Annotated in this window: 18 protein-coding genes and 1 pseudogene; 16 read left to right on the forward strand and 3 right to left on the reverse strand. The window is 63.0% G+C overall.

From position 1 onward, the window contains the following. Position 1 precedes the first annotated feature (1 nt). From ASE63_RS14855 to ASE63_RS14895, 9 genes are read left to right on the forward strand one after another with little or no spacing between them, the layout of a single operon-like run. The gene (locus ASE63_RS14855) at positions 2-322 is read left to right on the forward strand and encodes a hypothetical protein (protein WP_056802448.1); all 321 of its coding nucleotides are present in this window, start codon (positions 2-4) and stop codon (positions 320-322) included. A 29-nt stretch (positions 323-351) separates the two neighbouring features. Further along, positions 352-1,188, forward strand: coding sequence for a hypothetical protein (locus tag ASE63_RS14860; RefSeq protein ID WP_156410370.1), 837 nt, complete (start codon positions 352-354; stop codon positions 1,186-1,188). Next, on the forward strand, positions 1,188-1,892 hold the full coding sequence (locus tag ASE63_RS14865; protein ID WP_056802453.1) for a Gp138 family membrane-puncturing spike protein: 705 nt from the start codon (positions 1,188-1,190) through the stop codon (positions 1,890-1,892). Before ASE63_RS14860 ends, ASE63_RS14865 begins: the two co-directional genes overlap by 1 nt. 3 nt (positions 1,893-1,895) lie before the next feature. After that, positions 1,896-2,264 carry a hypothetical protein gene (locus ASE63_RS14870; RefSeq protein WP_056802456.1) on the forward strand — a complete coding sequence of 123 codons (369 nt, stop codon included), beginning with the start codon at positions 1,896-1,898 and terminating at the stop codon, positions 2,262-2,264. Between the two features lie 8 nt (positions 2,265-2,272). Further along, positions 2,273-3,169 carry a hypothetical protein gene (locus ASE63_RS14875; RefSeq protein ID WP_056802459.1) on the forward strand — a complete coding sequence of 299 codons (897 nt, stop codon included), beginning with the start codon at positions 2,273-2,275 and terminating at the stop codon, positions 3,167-3,169. A gap of 1 nt (position 3,170) precedes the next feature. Then, a complete protein-coding gene (locus ASE63_RS14880) occupies positions 3,171-4,613 on the forward strand; it encodes a tail fiber domain-containing protein (protein WP_056802462.1) in 1,443 nt (480 codons plus the stop codon). Between the two features lie 2 nt (positions 4,614-4,615). Continuing rightward, positions 4,616-5,383, forward strand: coding sequence for a DUF2612 domain-containing protein (locus tag ASE63_RS14885; RefSeq protein ID WP_056802465.1), 768 nt, complete (start codon positions 4,616-4,618; stop codon positions 5,381-5,383). Between the two features lie 12 nt (positions 5,384-5,395). Then, positions 5,396-6,553: a hypothetical protein gene (locus ASE63_RS14890; RefSeq protein WP_056802468.1), complete on the forward strand. Its 1,158-nt coding sequence runs from the start codon at positions 5,396-5,398 to the stop codon at positions 6,551-6,553. A 7-nt stretch (positions 6,554-6,560) separates the two neighbouring features. Then, a complete protein-coding gene (locus tag ASE63_RS14895; RefSeq protein WP_056802471.1) occupies positions 6,561-7,022 on the forward strand; it encodes a hypothetical protein in 462 nt (153 codons plus the stop codon). Here the strand turns inward: ASE63_RS14895 and ASE63_RS14900 are convergent. Both ASE63_RS14900 and ASE63_RS14905 read right to left on the reverse strand, forming a co-directional pair. After that, positions 6,991-8,064 (reverse strand): acyltransferase, encoded by a 1,074-nt coding sequence (locus ASE63_RS14900; protein ID WP_056802474.1) that lies wholly within the window; start codon positions 8,062-8,064, stop codon positions 6,991-6,993. The genes ASE63_RS14895 and ASE63_RS14900 overlap by 32 nt on opposite strands. 199 nt (positions 8,065-8,263) lie before the next feature. Next, the gene (locus tag ASE63_RS14905) at positions 8,264-9,067 is read right to left on the reverse strand and encodes a class I SAM-dependent methyltransferase (protein ID WP_162261780.1); all 804 of its coding nucleotides are present in this window, start codon (positions 9,065-9,067) and stop codon (positions 8,264-8,266) included. Between the two features lie 134 nt (positions 9,068-9,201). On the opposite strand from ASE63_RS14905, the gene ASE63_RS14910 reads away from it, so the two are divergent. From ASE63_RS14910 to ASE63_RS26615, 6 genes are all read left to right on the forward strand, one after another. After that, a complete protein-coding gene (locus tag ASE63_RS14910) occupies positions 9,202-9,930 on the forward strand; it encodes a lysozyme (RefSeq protein ID WP_056802480.1) in 729 nt (242 codons plus the stop codon). Between the two features lie 2 nt (positions 9,931-9,932). Then, positions 9,933-10,223 (forward strand): hypothetical protein, encoded by a 291-nt coding sequence (locus ASE63_RS14915; protein ID WP_156410371.1) that lies wholly within the window; start codon positions 9,933-9,935, stop codon positions 10,221-10,223. Continuing rightward, positions 10,220-10,459, forward strand: a complete 240-nt coding sequence (locus tag ASE63_RS14920; protein ID WP_056802485.1) for a hypothetical protein — start codon at positions 10,220-10,222, stop codon at positions 10,457-10,459. Before ASE63_RS14915 ends, ASE63_RS14920 begins: the two co-directional genes overlap by 4 nt. Positions 10,460-10,579: 120 nt before the next feature. Beyond that, positions 10,580-11,062, forward strand: coding sequence for a hypothetical protein (locus ASE63_RS14925; protein WP_056802488.1), 483 nt, complete (start codon positions 10,580-10,582; stop codon positions 11,060-11,062). Next, positions 11,049-11,447, forward strand: coding sequence for a hypothetical protein (locus tag ASE63_RS14930; protein WP_056802490.1), 399 nt, complete (start codon positions 11,049-11,051; stop codon positions 11,445-11,447). Before ASE63_RS14925 ends, ASE63_RS14930 begins: the two co-directional genes overlap by 14 nt. A gap of 176 nt (positions 11,448-11,623) precedes the next feature. Next, entirely contained in the window at positions 11,624-13,135 is a 1,512-nt protein-coding gene (locus ASE63_RS26615) for a glucosyltransferase domain-containing protein (protein WP_082609962.1), read from the forward strand. 105 nt (positions 13,136-13,240) lie between these two features. On the opposite strand, the gene ASE63_RS14940 is transcribed toward ASE63_RS26615, so the two are convergent. After that, on the reverse strand, positions 13,241-13,495 hold the full coding sequence (locus ASE63_RS14940) for a hypothetical protein (protein ID WP_056802497.1): 255 nt from the start codon (positions 13,493-13,495) through the stop codon (positions 13,241-13,243). Between the two features lie 121 nt (positions 13,496-13,616). Between ASE63_RS14940 and ASE63_RS28430 the strand changes: the two are divergent. Further along, positions 13,617-14,130: pseudogene (locus tag ASE63_RS28430) on the forward strand (ATP-dependent DNA ligase); the annotation flags it as partial.

Below are 14,130 nucleotides of genomic sequence, written 5' to 3' on the forward strand. Positions count from 1 at the left end.
CATGGCATACCGCGAGCTCCCCATCATCGACGCCCCGTCGCAGGCGTTCACGACGACCCTTTCCGGCCGGCGATGCGATTTCGTCGTGAACTATTCGACCTGGGATAATCGCTGGTCGTTCGACCTCGACGTCGATGGCGTGCGGGTGCTGTCGGGCAGGCGCATCGTCCTCGGCGTCGACCTCCTAGCGCCGTTTGGCCTCGGGATCGGCAGTTTGATTGCTGCGCCGTGGGGCGATCAGGAAGTCGAGCCCGGTCGTACCGAACTGCCGTCCGGTCGGGTGAGGCTCTTCCACTACGATGCAGCCGAGGTTGCGGCGTGAGCATTCGGCAATGGATTCGGCGGGTCGAGGTGACGATCTCTGGCAAGGCCGGGACCCTCACCGTTCGCGACTTGAAGATCGATTTTAGCGTGTCGAAAGGCATCGGCAGCAGCCAGAACGAGGCGAAAATCTCGATCTGGAATTTGACGAAGAGCCATCGGAAGCAACTCGGTGACGAGCTCGACAAGATCGAGCTTAAGGTCGGCTACAAGGATGGGCCGCTCTCCACGATCTTCAAGGGCAGCATTCGGGACTCGACGGACACCAAGGACAGTCCGGACATCGAGTCGGCGATCGATTGTGGCGATGGTGACGAAGCGGTGTCCAAGGGCGCCGCGTCGAAGACATTCAAGAAGGGCACGAAGCCCAAGGAGATCGTCGAGTACCTAGTTGGCCAGTTGCCAGGGGTCGCCAAGGGCGAGATGAAAGGCCTGGATGACCTGCCGGCCTACAAGCGCCCGGTCACGGTCTTCGGTCACGCCGCGGCGGAGCTCGACAAGATCGGGCGCCAGCACCGGCTTTACTGGTCGATCCAAGACGGCACCGCCCAGGTTCTAAAGAACAACGAGATGCTGCCAGGCGTCACGGTGATCTCCGAGGATACCGGCATGATCGGCATCCCTCAGACCACCGACAAGGGTATCCGGGTTAAGACCCTGCTGAACCCGAATATCGCGCCTGGCCGCCAGATCGACGTTCGATCCGGCTTCCTCGACGAGGGGAGCGGCCGCGACAAGAGCAAGACAGATCAGGGCGGCGGCATCTTTCGCGTCTCTCAGGTGACCTTCACCGGCACCAACGAGGGAGACGATTGGTACGCTGAGATCGAGGCCAATCGCGCCGAGGGCGGTAAGGTGGTTCGCTGATGGCTGGGTATGTCGGTTCGTCGAACAGGCGGAATGAAAGCGATGCGTTCCGCGCCGCCGTTCAGGCCGAGGTCGGCGAGATAAACACGACGCTCGACGGCGAGATCGTCAGCTACGATCGCGCCACGCAGCGAGCGACAATCAAGATCAAGCTCGAGCAGTCGATCGGCGGCCAGACCATCCAGGCGCCGGCGCTGGAAGACATACGCGTCGCGATGCCGAGTGGCGGTGGATTCGGGGCCCACTACGACCTTAAGTCCGGCGATCCGGTCATCGTCCATGTTCGGCAGAGCAATACCGATACGAGCCAGACCGAAGGTGGCAACGCCCAGGGCGGCGCGACGCGCTCCTTCAACCTCTCCGACGCCATCGCCTATCCGGGCGGCGGCGAGGACAGCGATGTCATGGAGAACATGCCGGCCGGCGGGGCTCACTTCGGCTCCAAGGACGGCAAGAGCGGGCTTCAGGCGCGGGCAGGGGGCTCATCGGCAATCGTCGGCGGTCCCAGTGGCTCCGACAAGCTGACGGTCAGCGCTGATGGCAAGATCGACCTGAAAAGCGAGAGCGGCGACAGCCTGCTCGACATCGTCCGCGGCGCCCTGGTGCTGATCAAGGATCACGTGAATTCCGGGGCCCCGACCGATGCGGGCACGCAGGCCGCGGCGACCGCGCTTATTGCCAAAATCGACGGGATGAAGGCCTGAGCTATGGCTGACTTCGTCGGGCTGTCGATTCAGCCGCACAACGACCTGCGCCTCGATGCGATCGGATCGCCGGTCCTCGTCTATGACGCCGAGGCGATCGGCGAGCATATCCGCCAGCGCCTCATGCTCTGGCACGGCGAGTGGTTCCTGAACACGGATGCCGGCGTCGAGTGGACGAAGTACGTCTTGGGCCGGCCGCCGTCCGAATTGCCGCTGGCTGAGAGCATCATCAAGGCTCAGATCGCGGCGACGCCTGGCGTCTCGGAAATCCTCGAGTTCAGCGCGGTCTACGATCGCGCCTCGCGCGGGCTTCGCATCGAGCGCTGCCAGGTCGCAACCGTCTTCGACGACATCCTCGACATCCAGTTCTAGGGGCTCCCATGGCCTATGGCGTCATCCCGAGCGGCTTCGAACTGAAGCGGCTGCCGGAGATCCTTGCCGATATCGAAGCGGCGAACATCGCGACGTTCGGGCCCGGCGTGGTTCAGACGCCGGCGTCGCCGCTGGGCCAGTTGAACGGCCTTCATGCCGATCTCGCTGCGTCCGTCTGGGAGCTTGCGCTGTCAGTCTATCAGGCGCTCGACCCCGACCAGTCGGAGGGCAACAACCTCGACCGGGTCGGGAAGCTGCGGCTTCTCAGCCGGGCGCCTGGCGAGAGCGACATCGACTTCCGTCAGGCGATCACGAACGCCGGCCGGGCCCGCATCGACATGAGCGACCTGTCGCAAGCGCTATCTGCTCTGGCGGGCGTCACCTGGGTCCAGACCTATGTGAACGACGGCGACACGGCGGACGCCGATGGGATTGCCGCCCACAGCGTCGCGGTCGCGGTCCTCGGCGGCGATGACGATGACATCGCCCAGACGGTCCGCGCCTATGTGGTCCCCGGCATCGGGACCTATGGGAATACGACGGTCGAGACGACGATCGAAGGCTTCTGCCGGTCGATCAGGATCATCCGGCCGGCCGAGGTCCCCGTCTCGATTGCGGTCGACGTAATCGCCCGCCCAGACCGCAACGGCTGCCCGCCGCCTTCGGCGCTCGCCATCGCAGCGGGCCTTGCTGATGCCCTGACCGGCACCACGCGGCCCCGGAACGGCCAGGACGTGACCGAGTACCTGATCCGTCAGGCAATCGAGTCGCGATACCCCAACATCGAAGTTGACGAGGTCCGCGCGAGCATCGTCCCGGCCACCCCGGGCGCCGTTCCGGTCGACATCGCCTTCTTCCAGATCATGGTCGTTTCGGCCGATCGCATCAGCATCACGGTGGCTTGACATGGCGCGCCAGTCGCTCAACTTCGGACAATTCGACAATGATCCTTCGGCCGACAAGGCGCGCGAGGGGGCGGCCAAGATCGAGGCGAATTTCGTCGAGCTGTATGCCGCAATGGGCGGCAAAGCGCCGTTGGTATCCCCAGCCTTCACGGGAGCGTCGACCTTCGGCGGGCCGGTCACTGTTAACGCCGGCCTGCAGATCGGGGCGTTCGCGACCTCTGGCCAGTTCCGCATGCTGGGTGACAACTCGATCGGGCGGGTTCTCGACTTCGACTTCACGCAGATCAGCTCGCAGTCGGGCGAGTGGCGGTTTGGCCGCGGCACCAACACGAGCGGGTCGACTGCGCTTGTGGTCTATCGGGCCGACGGCACCTCTACGGCCGACCATCGCCTGGCCTCGGGAACGGCCGGGACGATTGCTGCGCTGTGCCGAAACGGTGGCGGACTGTCAGTGGGACACACTGCGAGCGTCGCGGCGACGCTTGACGTGAACGCGACGGCGCTGATCCGCGGTGCGGCTGGAACGACGCGGGAGCTTCGCTTCGGAACCGCCGGCGCGCTACGCTGGAACCTTCGGGCCAACGCTTCCGCTGAGAGCGGGAGCAATGGTGGTTCGAATTTTGAGCTGCTTGCGTATGATGATCCGGGGGCAGGTCTCCGCACACAGCTACAGATTATTCGGGCAAGCGGTCACGCCGTTTATTTCGGTAACTGGACGTGCGGGACTGATAACGGGTTCACCCTAGGCGGCGCATCGAACCGATGGTCCGTCGTCTACGCCGGCACCGGGACGATCAACACCTCCGACGCGCGCGAGAAGACGCCTGTTCGCCCGTTCAACGCGGCCGAGATCGCGGCGGCCCGCGACCTCATCGCGGAGATCGGCATCTATCAGTGGCTGGCCGCGATCGCGGAGAAGGGAGAGGACAGCGCTCGCCTGCATGTCGGCCTGACCGTGCAGCGCGCCATCGAGATCATGGAAGGCCACGGCCTCGATCCGTGGCGGTATGGTTTCATCTGCCGCGACGAGGTCACCCGCAAGGTCAAGATCCAGCAGACGCAGGTGGTGACGGAGCAGCAGACCGAACCCGATGACGGGTTTGATACCGTCATCGAGGTCCGCGACGGCGTCCCGACGCTGGTCCAGAAGGCGCGACCACCGAAGCCCGTTTTCCGGATGGAGCCTGTGCTCGACGAGAGTGGGGAGCAGGTGATGGAGCCGGTCGAGCGCCAGAGTGACCTGCTCGACCAGAACGGCCAGCCGGCGATCATCGTCGAGATGCGGCCGGCGCTGCACCCTGTCCCGGTCATGGTCGAGCGCGAGGAGACCATCTGGGTCGAGATCGACGAGCCGGACGGCGACCGCCTCGGCTTCAGGCCCGACCAGCTCGACCGCTTCATGCTGCGCGGGCTGCTGGCACGCGTCGAAGCGCTGGAGGGCTGATCGTGTGGTCCTGGAGCAGTTCCGAGGTCTCGCTCAGCAGCGACCAATACCTGCTCAGCGGAATGCCCGCGATCTTTCGCGGCGACCTCGTCGAGGCCGAGGTCGACAAGGTCGCCACGCAGTACCGCGAGGCGACGAAGTTCCTTGCCCTGGTCCGCGCCTTTCTCGGGGAGGGAGAAGGCGCGGCGATCGAGCTCAACGAGGTCCCGAGCTTCTTCGACATCGACTCGGCCGCTGGCGATCAGCTCACGATCATCGGCAAGTGGCTCGGCTTTCCGCGATGCCACTGCGTTTGCGACGCGCCGGCCGTCTTCGGCTTCGACTGCGGCAGCCCCGGGCCGTTCACGATCGCGGGTTTCTGCGCGCCGGGGTCGACCTGGGTTGACTGCCCGCCGCTCGGAAACTCAACCCTCTGCATCGACGACGACGAGGCCTATCGCGGCATGCTGAAGGCTCGCCGCTACCAGATGATGGGGCTCTATGATGTCGCCTCGCTGCAGGCTGCCATTCGGCATGTCTGGGGCGACACTGCACAGGTCGCGGACACCTCAGTCGGCAGCGTCATCCTTGCGCCGGGCAGGGCGCTTACGGCCGACGAGACCGCGCAGCTTCCCGTCGCCTTCCGCGTCTTCCCGATCGCGCCCGGCATCCGCGCAATGGTTCATCTCGGGTTCGGCCCGATTTTCGGTTTCGGAACGGGGTGGGGCGGCTTCTGCGAAAACGCCGAATTCCTCTGCCCGACCGACCCCCACACCTACACCTGCGCCTGAGCGAGGATCGACATGTCCGCCATCAACCTTCCCTTCGCGGCGAGCGCGACGCGCCGTGTCCCAACTACCGGGGAGCTCGCCAACGGTTTCGGCTGCGGCCCTGCTGCCAAGGAACTGTTCGACTGGCTGGCTTGGTGGGAGACCGGGCAGATCGGCCGTGCCATCGCCAAGGCGGGGCTCACGATCGACGACGCAGACATCGACCGGCTCGCAAAGGCAATTCGGTCGCTGGGGGGCAACTACCGCCTCGCCGGCGGCACCGCCAACGCCCTCTCAATCACGCTCGATCCGGCGCCGACCGACTGGGCCGACCTCCTCAACGTTCCGCTCTTCGTGCGTATCGCATTGCTCAATACCGACGCGGCGACCCTGGCAGTCACGGGTGCTACAGGCACGAAGTCGATCACCATGCCTGGAGGCAAATATCCTTGCCCGGTCGGTGTGTTGCGACCGGATGCTGTTGCCATCTTCATGTATAATGGCGTCAGCGTGGAGTATCTCAACGCTCCTCTGCCGAGCGCTACCAACTTCTTCGTCAACCAGGGTTCGGGCTCCGACAACAACATCGGCAGCGCTGCTTCGCCGCTCGCGTCGATCCTGGAGGCGATGCGTCGGACCCCGATCGGCGGGATCTGCAACATCGGCCTGACCGGCGACTACTCCCACAACCAGATCACCCGGCTCAACGGGCGTCGACTGAATATCCAAGGCTTCAACGCGGCCGGTAACGCGCCCGAGCTGCGCAACTTCACCTTTGTAGCCAACCCGATCGCGGGCAACCTGCAGGACCCGATGTTCACCAACATCGCAAACAACCCCAACAACACGTCGGGCTTTTTCCTCGGCGCGGGTGACAGCCTCCAGTGCAACACGATTGGGTTCATCCGAGGCGCGGTCTCGGGCGGCACCCAGATCCGGAGCGGACAGTTCACGTCGGACGGCTTTGCCTCGCTGGACATGGTGAACTGCACGCTCACCTCGCCAGGAACCGCGAACACGACTTGGTTCATCGCGGCGGTGAACCGGCTGAGCCTCAACCTCAACATCACTACGCTGACCGGAGATAATTCGGGCAAGATTTACTCCAGCGTGATCGGTGGGGCGCCGCTGACGGCAGGGCTCGACCCGAACTCGCTCTGGAACTTCATGTGTAACCTGACCAGCTCGTGACGAGGTAATGATGCAGCTCAACCTCACGCATGACGGCCGCGATTACGCCGCCTGGACGCCTGCGCAGCTCATCGCAGCCGGTGTGCCCCAGGGGGTAGTTCTTGGAGCGTTCCGCTCGGCCCGCAAGTCCGAGATCGACAAAGAGGCCGAGCGCCAGCGGCTGCACTGGATCACGCCGGGCGCAGGTCAGGCGATGACCTATGCACGCAAGGTCGAGGAAGCGAAGGCGGTGCTCGCTGCCGCCGATCCCGTCCCGGCTGATTACCCGATGCTCGCCGCGTCGATTGGGATCGACGGCGCGGACATCGTTGCCGTCGCAACGACCGTTCTCGCCATGGACGCGGCATGGGCGCAGACCGGCGCGGCGATCGAGGCCACTCGGCTTCGCACCAAGAACAATATCGATCAGGCCTCGGATATCGCAGCAGTGCTTTCGATCACGGCTGCGTGGCCTCAGCCGGCCGCCTGACGGGCGCCAATTTCCGCTCTCGCAGCCGCAGGGCCGGCTTCTCGATGATGTGCCACGATACTGCGGCAAGCGCGACAATCACCGCGAAGCTGACGATTGTTACGGCTGCAAAGTTGGTCCCGTCAAAGAATTTGGCAATCGCATAGTTCTGGACCGGGTAAGCATAGAGATAGATGCCGTAGGAAAGGTCACCGACCTTTCGCGTCGGATACCATGCTAGCAGTTGCGAAATGCCAACCCGGATCACCAGCAGTGCTGCGATGGCCCAGGCAAGCGCTTCGTACAGGATGGTGGTCGAGGCCGCGGCCGCCACGATAGCCATGGCACCTGCAACAAGGAGCATCGCCCGTTCCCCCGAAAGGGCTGCGACGGCCGCCCCTGTGAGGAACGGGATGGCGAAACGTACGAGGAAGTGAGGCTCGGCGCGGGTGAACCACGTCGACCGATCTTCCGGCCACGGAACCGCGGTGTAGAAAAACACGTACAGCCCGAGTGCCAGCAGTGCCGCGGCCACCACGCGCCATCTGAAGGATGCGGCTGCCCCAACGACGAACAGACCCGCCAGCAGGAGATAGGCGGCTGTCTCGTAGGGGATGGTCCAGAGCGAGGCGTTGACCGCCGGCCATCGCGCTTCGGCGAGGACGCCTGGAAGCGTGAATTGGCGATCGACGAACAGCGAGAGAAGATTTCGCCAGACGAAGCCCCATGTTTCCGGCCGTCCAAAGTACTCGGCTGCCGGTAGCGATGACACCGCTGCGCCGGCGAGCATGGTCGCGAGCAGGCACACGATCAGTCCCGGGTAAATCCGCAGGACGCGGCTCCACAGGTAGGAGCCCGTCGACCCTCGATTGAGCAGGCTGATCGTGACCAGGTATCCCGAGATTGCGAAGAAGAGCGCGACGCCGAACCCGCCCGCGGTCGTATCCAACAATGGAACCGTGGGTTCCGCGAACCCGGCCGCACCGAGCTGATGGCTCCAGAAGACGCAAAGGGCGCCGAAAAGGCGCAGGGCGTCGAACGAATTGGAGTGCTTCGGGGTCACTCCACGTCAGCACCACAACTTAGCCAGCAGCGCAAGCCAATCTCATCGGAGATCCAAGATGAACACTCGCGAGGTGCAAGCCGCGCTGCTTTCGCTTGGCTTTGGCCTGCGATCTGCTTGCAGCGATTGCCGATGGCCGGATCCAGGTCGTGACCGTAGAGCCGCCACCCGAAGGCGGCGGCGTGCAAGTCCAATCGGCTTACGTACGCTTTAGCACAACGATGTCCTGAAAGTCATGGATCGCGCCAGATACCACCCGATTGACTTGGAACCGCTTGGCCCACTCGGTGTGGACATACTGCTCGCCAGTGAAGCTGATGCCGTACTCGTAGGCGTCGGAGGTTAGGTGCCCTTGCTGGAGGATGAACGAGAAGCCGGGCATGGCGCTCCGCGCGCCTTCCAGCTTCGCACGGGGGATCGACAACATCTCGAAAATGTCGCTCTCCGTCTCAGCACGCTTGAGCGCCCGTTCGCCGTGAACCGTCAGTAGGAGGGTGGCGCCAGGCTTCGTCACGCGGTGCAGTTCGTCTAGGTAGAAGAGCGAATCTGCCTCCGACATATGCGTGAAAACGGAAATCGAGATCACGCAGTCGAACGAGGCATCCCGCGCTGGCAGAGGAGCTCTGGGGGTGGTCGCCATCGGTGCAACCCACGGAAGGTGAGTGCCAGCCCATTCCAGAAGCTCGTGATCGATGTCAGCGCCGGTGTATCGGCCCCTGAACCCTTTGAACATGCGTGCGAGGCGGCCAGAGCCGATGCCGAAGTCGAGAATGCTCGGATACTCGAATAACGGCGAAGGACTTGCGGAATGCAGAGCAAGGAAAATGTCACGGCCATGGCTGGCGAAGTCGAGGCGGTCAGTTAGACCCGATACGCGTTGCATCAGATCGCGCGGCGGGAAAGATGCGATAAGACCGCTTTCGGCCAAGACTTCTACGTTTTGCGATACATTGAAGGCTGCCCAGTCGTGCGGGTCGCTGTTAACGTCCAAAAGACTGCTCACTATTGCTGACTCTCTGGTTAGTGATGAGCGGGCTCTCTGGCTCATCGGAAGCTGACGCGCGGACATAGCCGATCCGGCCTCAGTAGCAAAGCTACCGCCCGCCTAGCGCGGGCTTTTTCATGCCGAGGTATCCTATGAAAGTCAGCGACAAGGGGCTGATCGAGCTCGTTTGCTCGGAAGGCATCGTGCCATATCCGTACCGGGATAGCGTAGGCGTCTGGACTTACGGAATCGGTCACACGAAGGCGGCCGGTGCTCCTGACCCGGCGATGATGCCGAAGGGCGTCGCCACGTCCCTCAAGGCGTGCATCGAGCTATTCCGCAAAGACCTCGCCGAATACGAGGCCGCTGTCTTGAAGGCGGTGAAGGTGCCGCTCAAGCAGCACGAGTTCGACGCTCTCGTGCACTGGCACTACAACACTGGCGCCATCTCTAGCGCGACGCTGACGAAGCGGCTGAATGCTGGCGACCGGAAGGCTGCTGCCGAGCAGTTCCTCGTCTGGAAGAAGCCGCCCGAGTTGATCCCGAGGCGGCAGAAGGAGCGGGCGCTCTTTCTCAACGGCACGTACTCGAACAACGGGAACGCGCTCGTCTACACCGCTGACGCCAAGGGCAATCTCGGCAAGGCGACCTCGCAGAAGGTCGCGGACCTGCTGTGGCTGGTGCCTGAGGCCCCCGCCAACACTTACGACGCCGTCCCTGTAGAGTCGCTTCCGAAGACACCAAGTAACGAGCCAAAAGCTCCAAGTAAGGGCCTGGACGCTGCCGATGCGCCCGCCTTCATCGTCCGCGACGAGCCGATCCGCCCGAGCATCTGGGCCTCGCTCGCGTCCCTGATCTCCTATTTCTTCAAGGGGAAATGACCATGCTTTCATGGATCGACTGGCCCGTCCTCACGAGGCAGCTTCTGCTTGTCGTAGTTCCGGTCCTCGTCGCGAAGGGGTGGCTTCCCGACTACCTGGCTGATCCCATGGTCGAGGCCGCAACATACATCATCGGCACACTGCTTGTCGGCTGGGTGATCTGGCTAGGCCAGCGACGCGAGCAGCCGGCGGCGAAGATCGAGGAAGTCGCGCAGCTCCCCGAGGTCGCCAAGGTCGAGGTCAAAAGCGAGAAGCTGGCGCAGGCCATCCCGAGCGCCAAGGTGGTCGCATGAGTGCGCTCCTCGCAGGGCTGCTTACCGAGTTCTGGAAGCCGCTGGCGGCGCTGTTCGGCGGCGTGCTGGCCGGCGCCGGCATCTGGTTCAAAGCCCGCTCCGACGCCAAGACGAAGGCGAAGCTAGAGGACATCACCAATGCGAACACAATTCGCCGCGACGGCGCTGCTGCTCGGGCTGGCGCTGCCGTCGATCCTGACCGGCTGCGTGACAGCGACGGGTGGAAGCGCGACTGAAATGGCTCTGTGCGATCAGTTCCAGCCGATCCGGTGGTCATCTCGGGACACCGACGAGACTATCACGCAGGTGAAGCAGGCGAACGCTGTTGGCGCCCGGCTTTGCAAGTGGAAGCCGTGATGCCCTACCGCAATTACCCGCTCCCGGTCAGGCTGTATCTCGGCATCCATGACCACTTCCCCGCCCGGCGCTCGGAATGGGTACTGGCGGGCATCCTGATCACATGGGGCGTCATTCTCCTCGGGCCTCACCATACCTTTGCCGGCAACCCTGCATGGCGTCAGATGGCGGCGATCATGTCCGAGGATACATGGGGGTGGGTTGCCATTGTCGTGGGCGCCTTCCGCTTTCTTGCGCTCGTCATCAACGGCACATTCGCCGGCACATGGTACGGGCGATGGTCCCCGCATGTGCGGGCGCTGGCGTCGTTCCTGTCCTGCTTTCTCTGGCTTCAGATCAGCTTCGGCCTTTGGAATTCGGATGCGGCGACGACTGGCCTTGCCGTGTACCCTGGCCTTCTTGTGCTCGACGCGATGAACATCATCGCAGCGACCAAGGATGCGGCGAACATGGACAGGTCCGTTGCCGATGGCGCTTCCTGAAAGCCTCTCCCCCGAGAACGTTATCGGGACGCTTGCTGCCGGCATCGCCATCGCAATCGTCATGGTTCGCCAGTACCTGAAGGAGAGGAAGGCCCCCACCAGTCCGACGGGCGATCGTGTGATCCCCGGCATCACCATCGCGGACATGAACCCTATCCGAGAGCTTGCCTCGGAACAGGCGCGCACGACGGCGGCGAACGAACGCATCGCCACAGCAGTCGAGGCCTTGCTGTCACTCCTGCACAAGCAGGACAGCGACGAAAGGGTGCAGGTTGAAGCCAAGCGCATTGCGAGGGAGATGCGAGACGACGAGATCGAGGACGAGGTCGAGAGGAGGATCAGGCAGCGCCTTGATGATCGGAAACGGCGTACCGCGCGCCCCTAAACTCGGTCCGGTCCAGCATCGGGGGCAGGCCAGTCGTCGCCTGCTGTAGGACAGAGGGTGGGCAGATAACTTCAGACCACTTGCATGCTGGCCTGCCATTTTTTGAGTTTCACCTGCACGGGTTTTCGCCTACTGGCTGCAGGGAGTTTTGGTTGGCATGTGTAGGACGGGCGTTCATGCAGGGTGGCAATTCCATACGCGTCATAAGCCCATTAGCCGCAGCCAGCTTTTTTCTAATATTTCTGGTTATTTATCTTCCCAATCTCGCTAGCCTAAGCGTGACTATAGATGATCAGGGTGCGATATTCCGCACTTGGCCGTGGATATGGCTGGCGCAGGGACGGTGGGCCGCATTCCTAGTTGAGCGGTATATCCTCCCGACCCCGGTCATTCCATTCACGCCGCTTGCCCTGTTGGGTCTCTGCCAAATAGCATCCTTTATGGCTCTCTGTCGCATTACGGGCCTAGAAACTTTTACTTGGGCTTTGGTCGCCGCCTTCGCGTTCTTTGTGGCGAGCCCTCAATGGCTCTTTCTAATGGAATTTGGCCCCAACAATACGGCTATGGGGTTGGGGCTTGTTGCCGCTTCATTTTCAGCTCTTGCCTTCAGCATCGCCGCAGACCCGAAACGAAGTTGGGTTCAGGTAGCGGCTTGCGTGATTGTTTCGGCAGTTTGCCTGTGTGCAACAGTTGGGCTCTATCAGGCATTCTTCGTAGTCGGGCTCGTCGTCTCGTCTGCCGCCATCATTTTCTGCTACGTTCGAGGAACTACGACATTCAGCCGAGTGGTCGGCCTGCATGGATTGCTCCTTACGTCAGCGGCGACCGGTTTTGTGGCGTCGGGTATTGTCGGTAGGTTCGCCAACTGGTTTTACAGTATCGAGAGGGTGGAATTCTATGCTGATGGCTTCATCAATCTGCCCGCACTGTTTTCGAACCCTGCGAGCGGGATGGCACTGGCTTGGAGTGACTTTCTCGGTGTCGTGTGGGGTGCGGGCGGGTTCTATTATCTAAGCACCTGGGCGTTTGGGGCCACCCTTCTCCTATCGAGTCTTCTGTTCGTGTGGGCGGCATTCAAGCGCGGACCCGTCGTCGGGGTTCTGGGCGCGGCATGGGTTCTGCTGGCGAATATTTCAATTGTAGCATTCCAGCTCGCAGCAGCGGGCGGCGGTCAGCGCATCCCCTATCGGGTAATGACGGTGATGCCGATGCTTTCGGCTTTCCTGTTTGTCGCGTCGATCTCTTTGCTGGGCTGGAAAGCCAGATATGCACTGATGGCTGTCGCGCTCATCGCGACCTTTCAGGGCTCTGTGGTCTTCAACCGCGCTGCTGCCGGATCGACCTTGATGGCGCAGAAGGATGCTTTCATAGCTGGAGACCTGTTCCGGCGAGTTGCGAGCGTTGGCAAACCGGGCGATTTTGGTCTCTACAAAATCGAGATATCTGGCCGGATAGTATCGCGGTCGCCTTATCCTATGCCACCTACATCCCAAATGGCGCACTCGTGGTTCGACTTGGCACCCCTCGAATTCCAAGCGCCGGACTATATGCGCTCTCTAGGCTACCCGGTTATTGGAGACTATTTCAAGGGCGATTTCGCTGAACAATTCGCGGGAATGCCTTCATGGCCAAGCGAGGGGTCAACGCGTGTGGTAGGCGACACGGTCCTGATAAAGCTCAGCGACTAACGCGGCGCATCGACCAGCTTGAGGCAGCGCGCCGCCCCTCCTAGTCCAGCTTCCTCCCTGTCAACTCGGGCCGGTCATCCTTCGGGGTGGGCGGCCTTTTTCGTTTCAGCGAACCGCCACCAGCGCAGCATACCGATCGATCTCCGCGCGCAGCTTCGCGACTGCCGCGTCGCCGCGGATCTGCTTGATGCCCCGCAGTTCGTCCTTCACGCCGTCTAGCGCCTGGTTGCGCTTGCTGAGCGGCATCTCGGCGAGGAACTTGAGCTCGCACTCTTCCTTCCATTCCTCGGACCAGGTGCTGACCTCCCGGCCAGCGAGGAAAGAATAGGCGAGGGGCGGGTTCTCGGGCGGGTAGCGCATGATCGGGTCTCCTGAAGGCGAGGCATAGCGCTACGGAACGATTCGGAGGAGCGCCGGTTTCGACTCGTTGTGCGTTCGGAGTTGCGTCATGTGTGCCCAGCGGATGCTTCGTCCCGGCCCAATGGTCGAGATCATCAAGGGGCCTGCTCCGAGCCGGCGCGAAGCTCGACAGCGGGCGCTGTTCTTCGATCCCATGCCCGAGCGCGTCGAGCCCTGTCTGGCGCTCCTGAGCAGCAAGGCGCCGACGGGACCCGAATGGGCCTATGAGGTGAAGTGGGACGGCTATCGCTTGGCCGTCCATATCGGGCCCGGCGCCAAGGTCCGGATTATCACCCGCGGCGGCCATGACTGGACCAGCCGCTTCCCGACGATCGCGCATGACGCACGCGAGCTAGGCCTCGACACCGCCATACTCGACGGCGAGGCAGTGGTCCTCGACGAGCGGGGTGCCTCCGACTTTAGCGCACTGCAGAAGGCGCTTGGTGGGCGCGGCGGCAAGCGTTCGGCGGCCGGCGCCATCCTCTATGCTTTCGATCTGCTCTACCTGAACGGCCAGGATCTCCGCTCGCTCCCGCTCGGCCAGCGCCGCGAGCTCCTGGGCGATGCGCTCGCCCGCGCCCGACACAGCTCGCTCC

It is taken from the genome of Allobosea sp. Root381 (assembly GCF_001429395.1).
Taxonomy (GTDB): domain Bacteria; phylum Pseudomonadota; class Alphaproteobacteria; order Rhizobiales; family Beijerinckiaceae; genus Allobosea.

Bases quoted from the DNA above. Each gene is read 5' to 3' on its own strand.
- ASE63_RS14880 (WP_056802462.1), top strand. From the start codon at position 3,171: ATGGCGCGCCAGTCGCTCAACTTCGGACAATTCGACAATGATCCTTCG.
- ASE63_RS14910 (WP_056802480.1), top strand. From the start codon at position 9,202: ATGAAAGTCAGCGACAAGGGGCTGATCGAGCTCGTTTGCTCGGAAGGC.
- ASE63_RS14925 (WP_056802488.1), top strand. From the start codon at position 10,580: ATGCCCTACCGCAATTACCCGCTCCCGGTCAGGCTGTATCTCGGCATC.
- ASE63_RS14865 (WP_056802453.1), top strand. From the start codon at position 1,188: ATGGCTGGGTATGTCGGTTCGTCGAACAGGCGGAATGAAAGCGATGCG.
- ASE63_RS14895 (WP_056802471.1), top strand. From the start codon at position 6,561: ATGATGCAGCTCAACCTCACGCATGACGGCCGCGATTACGCCGCCTGG.
- ASE63_RS14940 (WP_056802497.1), bottom strand. From the start codon at position 13,495: ATGCGCTACCCGCCCGAGAACCCGCCCCTCGCCTATTCTTTCCTCGCT.
- ASE63_RS14920 (WP_056802485.1), top strand. From the start codon at position 10,220: ATGAGTGCGCTCCTCGCAGGGCTGCTTACCGAGTTCTGGAAGCCGCTG.
- ASE63_RS14915 (WP_156410371.1), top strand. From the start codon at position 9,933: ATGCTTTCATGGATCGACTGGCCCGTCCTCACGAGGCAGCTTCTGCTT.
- ASE63_RS14855 (WP_056802448.1), top strand. From the start codon at position 2: ATGGCATACCGCGAGCTCCCCATCATCGACGCCCCGTCGCAGGCGTTC.
- ASE63_RS14890 (WP_056802468.1), top strand. From the start codon at position 5,396: ATGTCCGCCATCAACCTTCCCTTCGCGGCGAGCGCGACGCGCCGTGTC.
- ASE63_RS14870 (WP_056802456.1), top strand. From the start codon at position 1,896: ATGGCTGACTTCGTCGGGCTGTCGATTCAGCCGCACAACGACCTGCGC.
- ASE63_RS14875 (WP_056802459.1), top strand. From the start codon at position 2,273: ATGGCCTATGGCGTCATCCCGAGCGGCTTCGAACTGAAGCGGCTGCCG.
- ASE63_RS26615 (WP_082609962.1), top strand. From the start codon at position 11,624: ATGCAGGGTGGCAATTCCATACGCGTCATAAGCCCATTAGCCGCAGCC.
- ASE63_RS14930 (WP_056802490.1), top strand. From the start codon at position 11,049: ATGGCGCTTCCTGAAAGCCTCTCCCCCGAGAACGTTATCGGGACGCTT.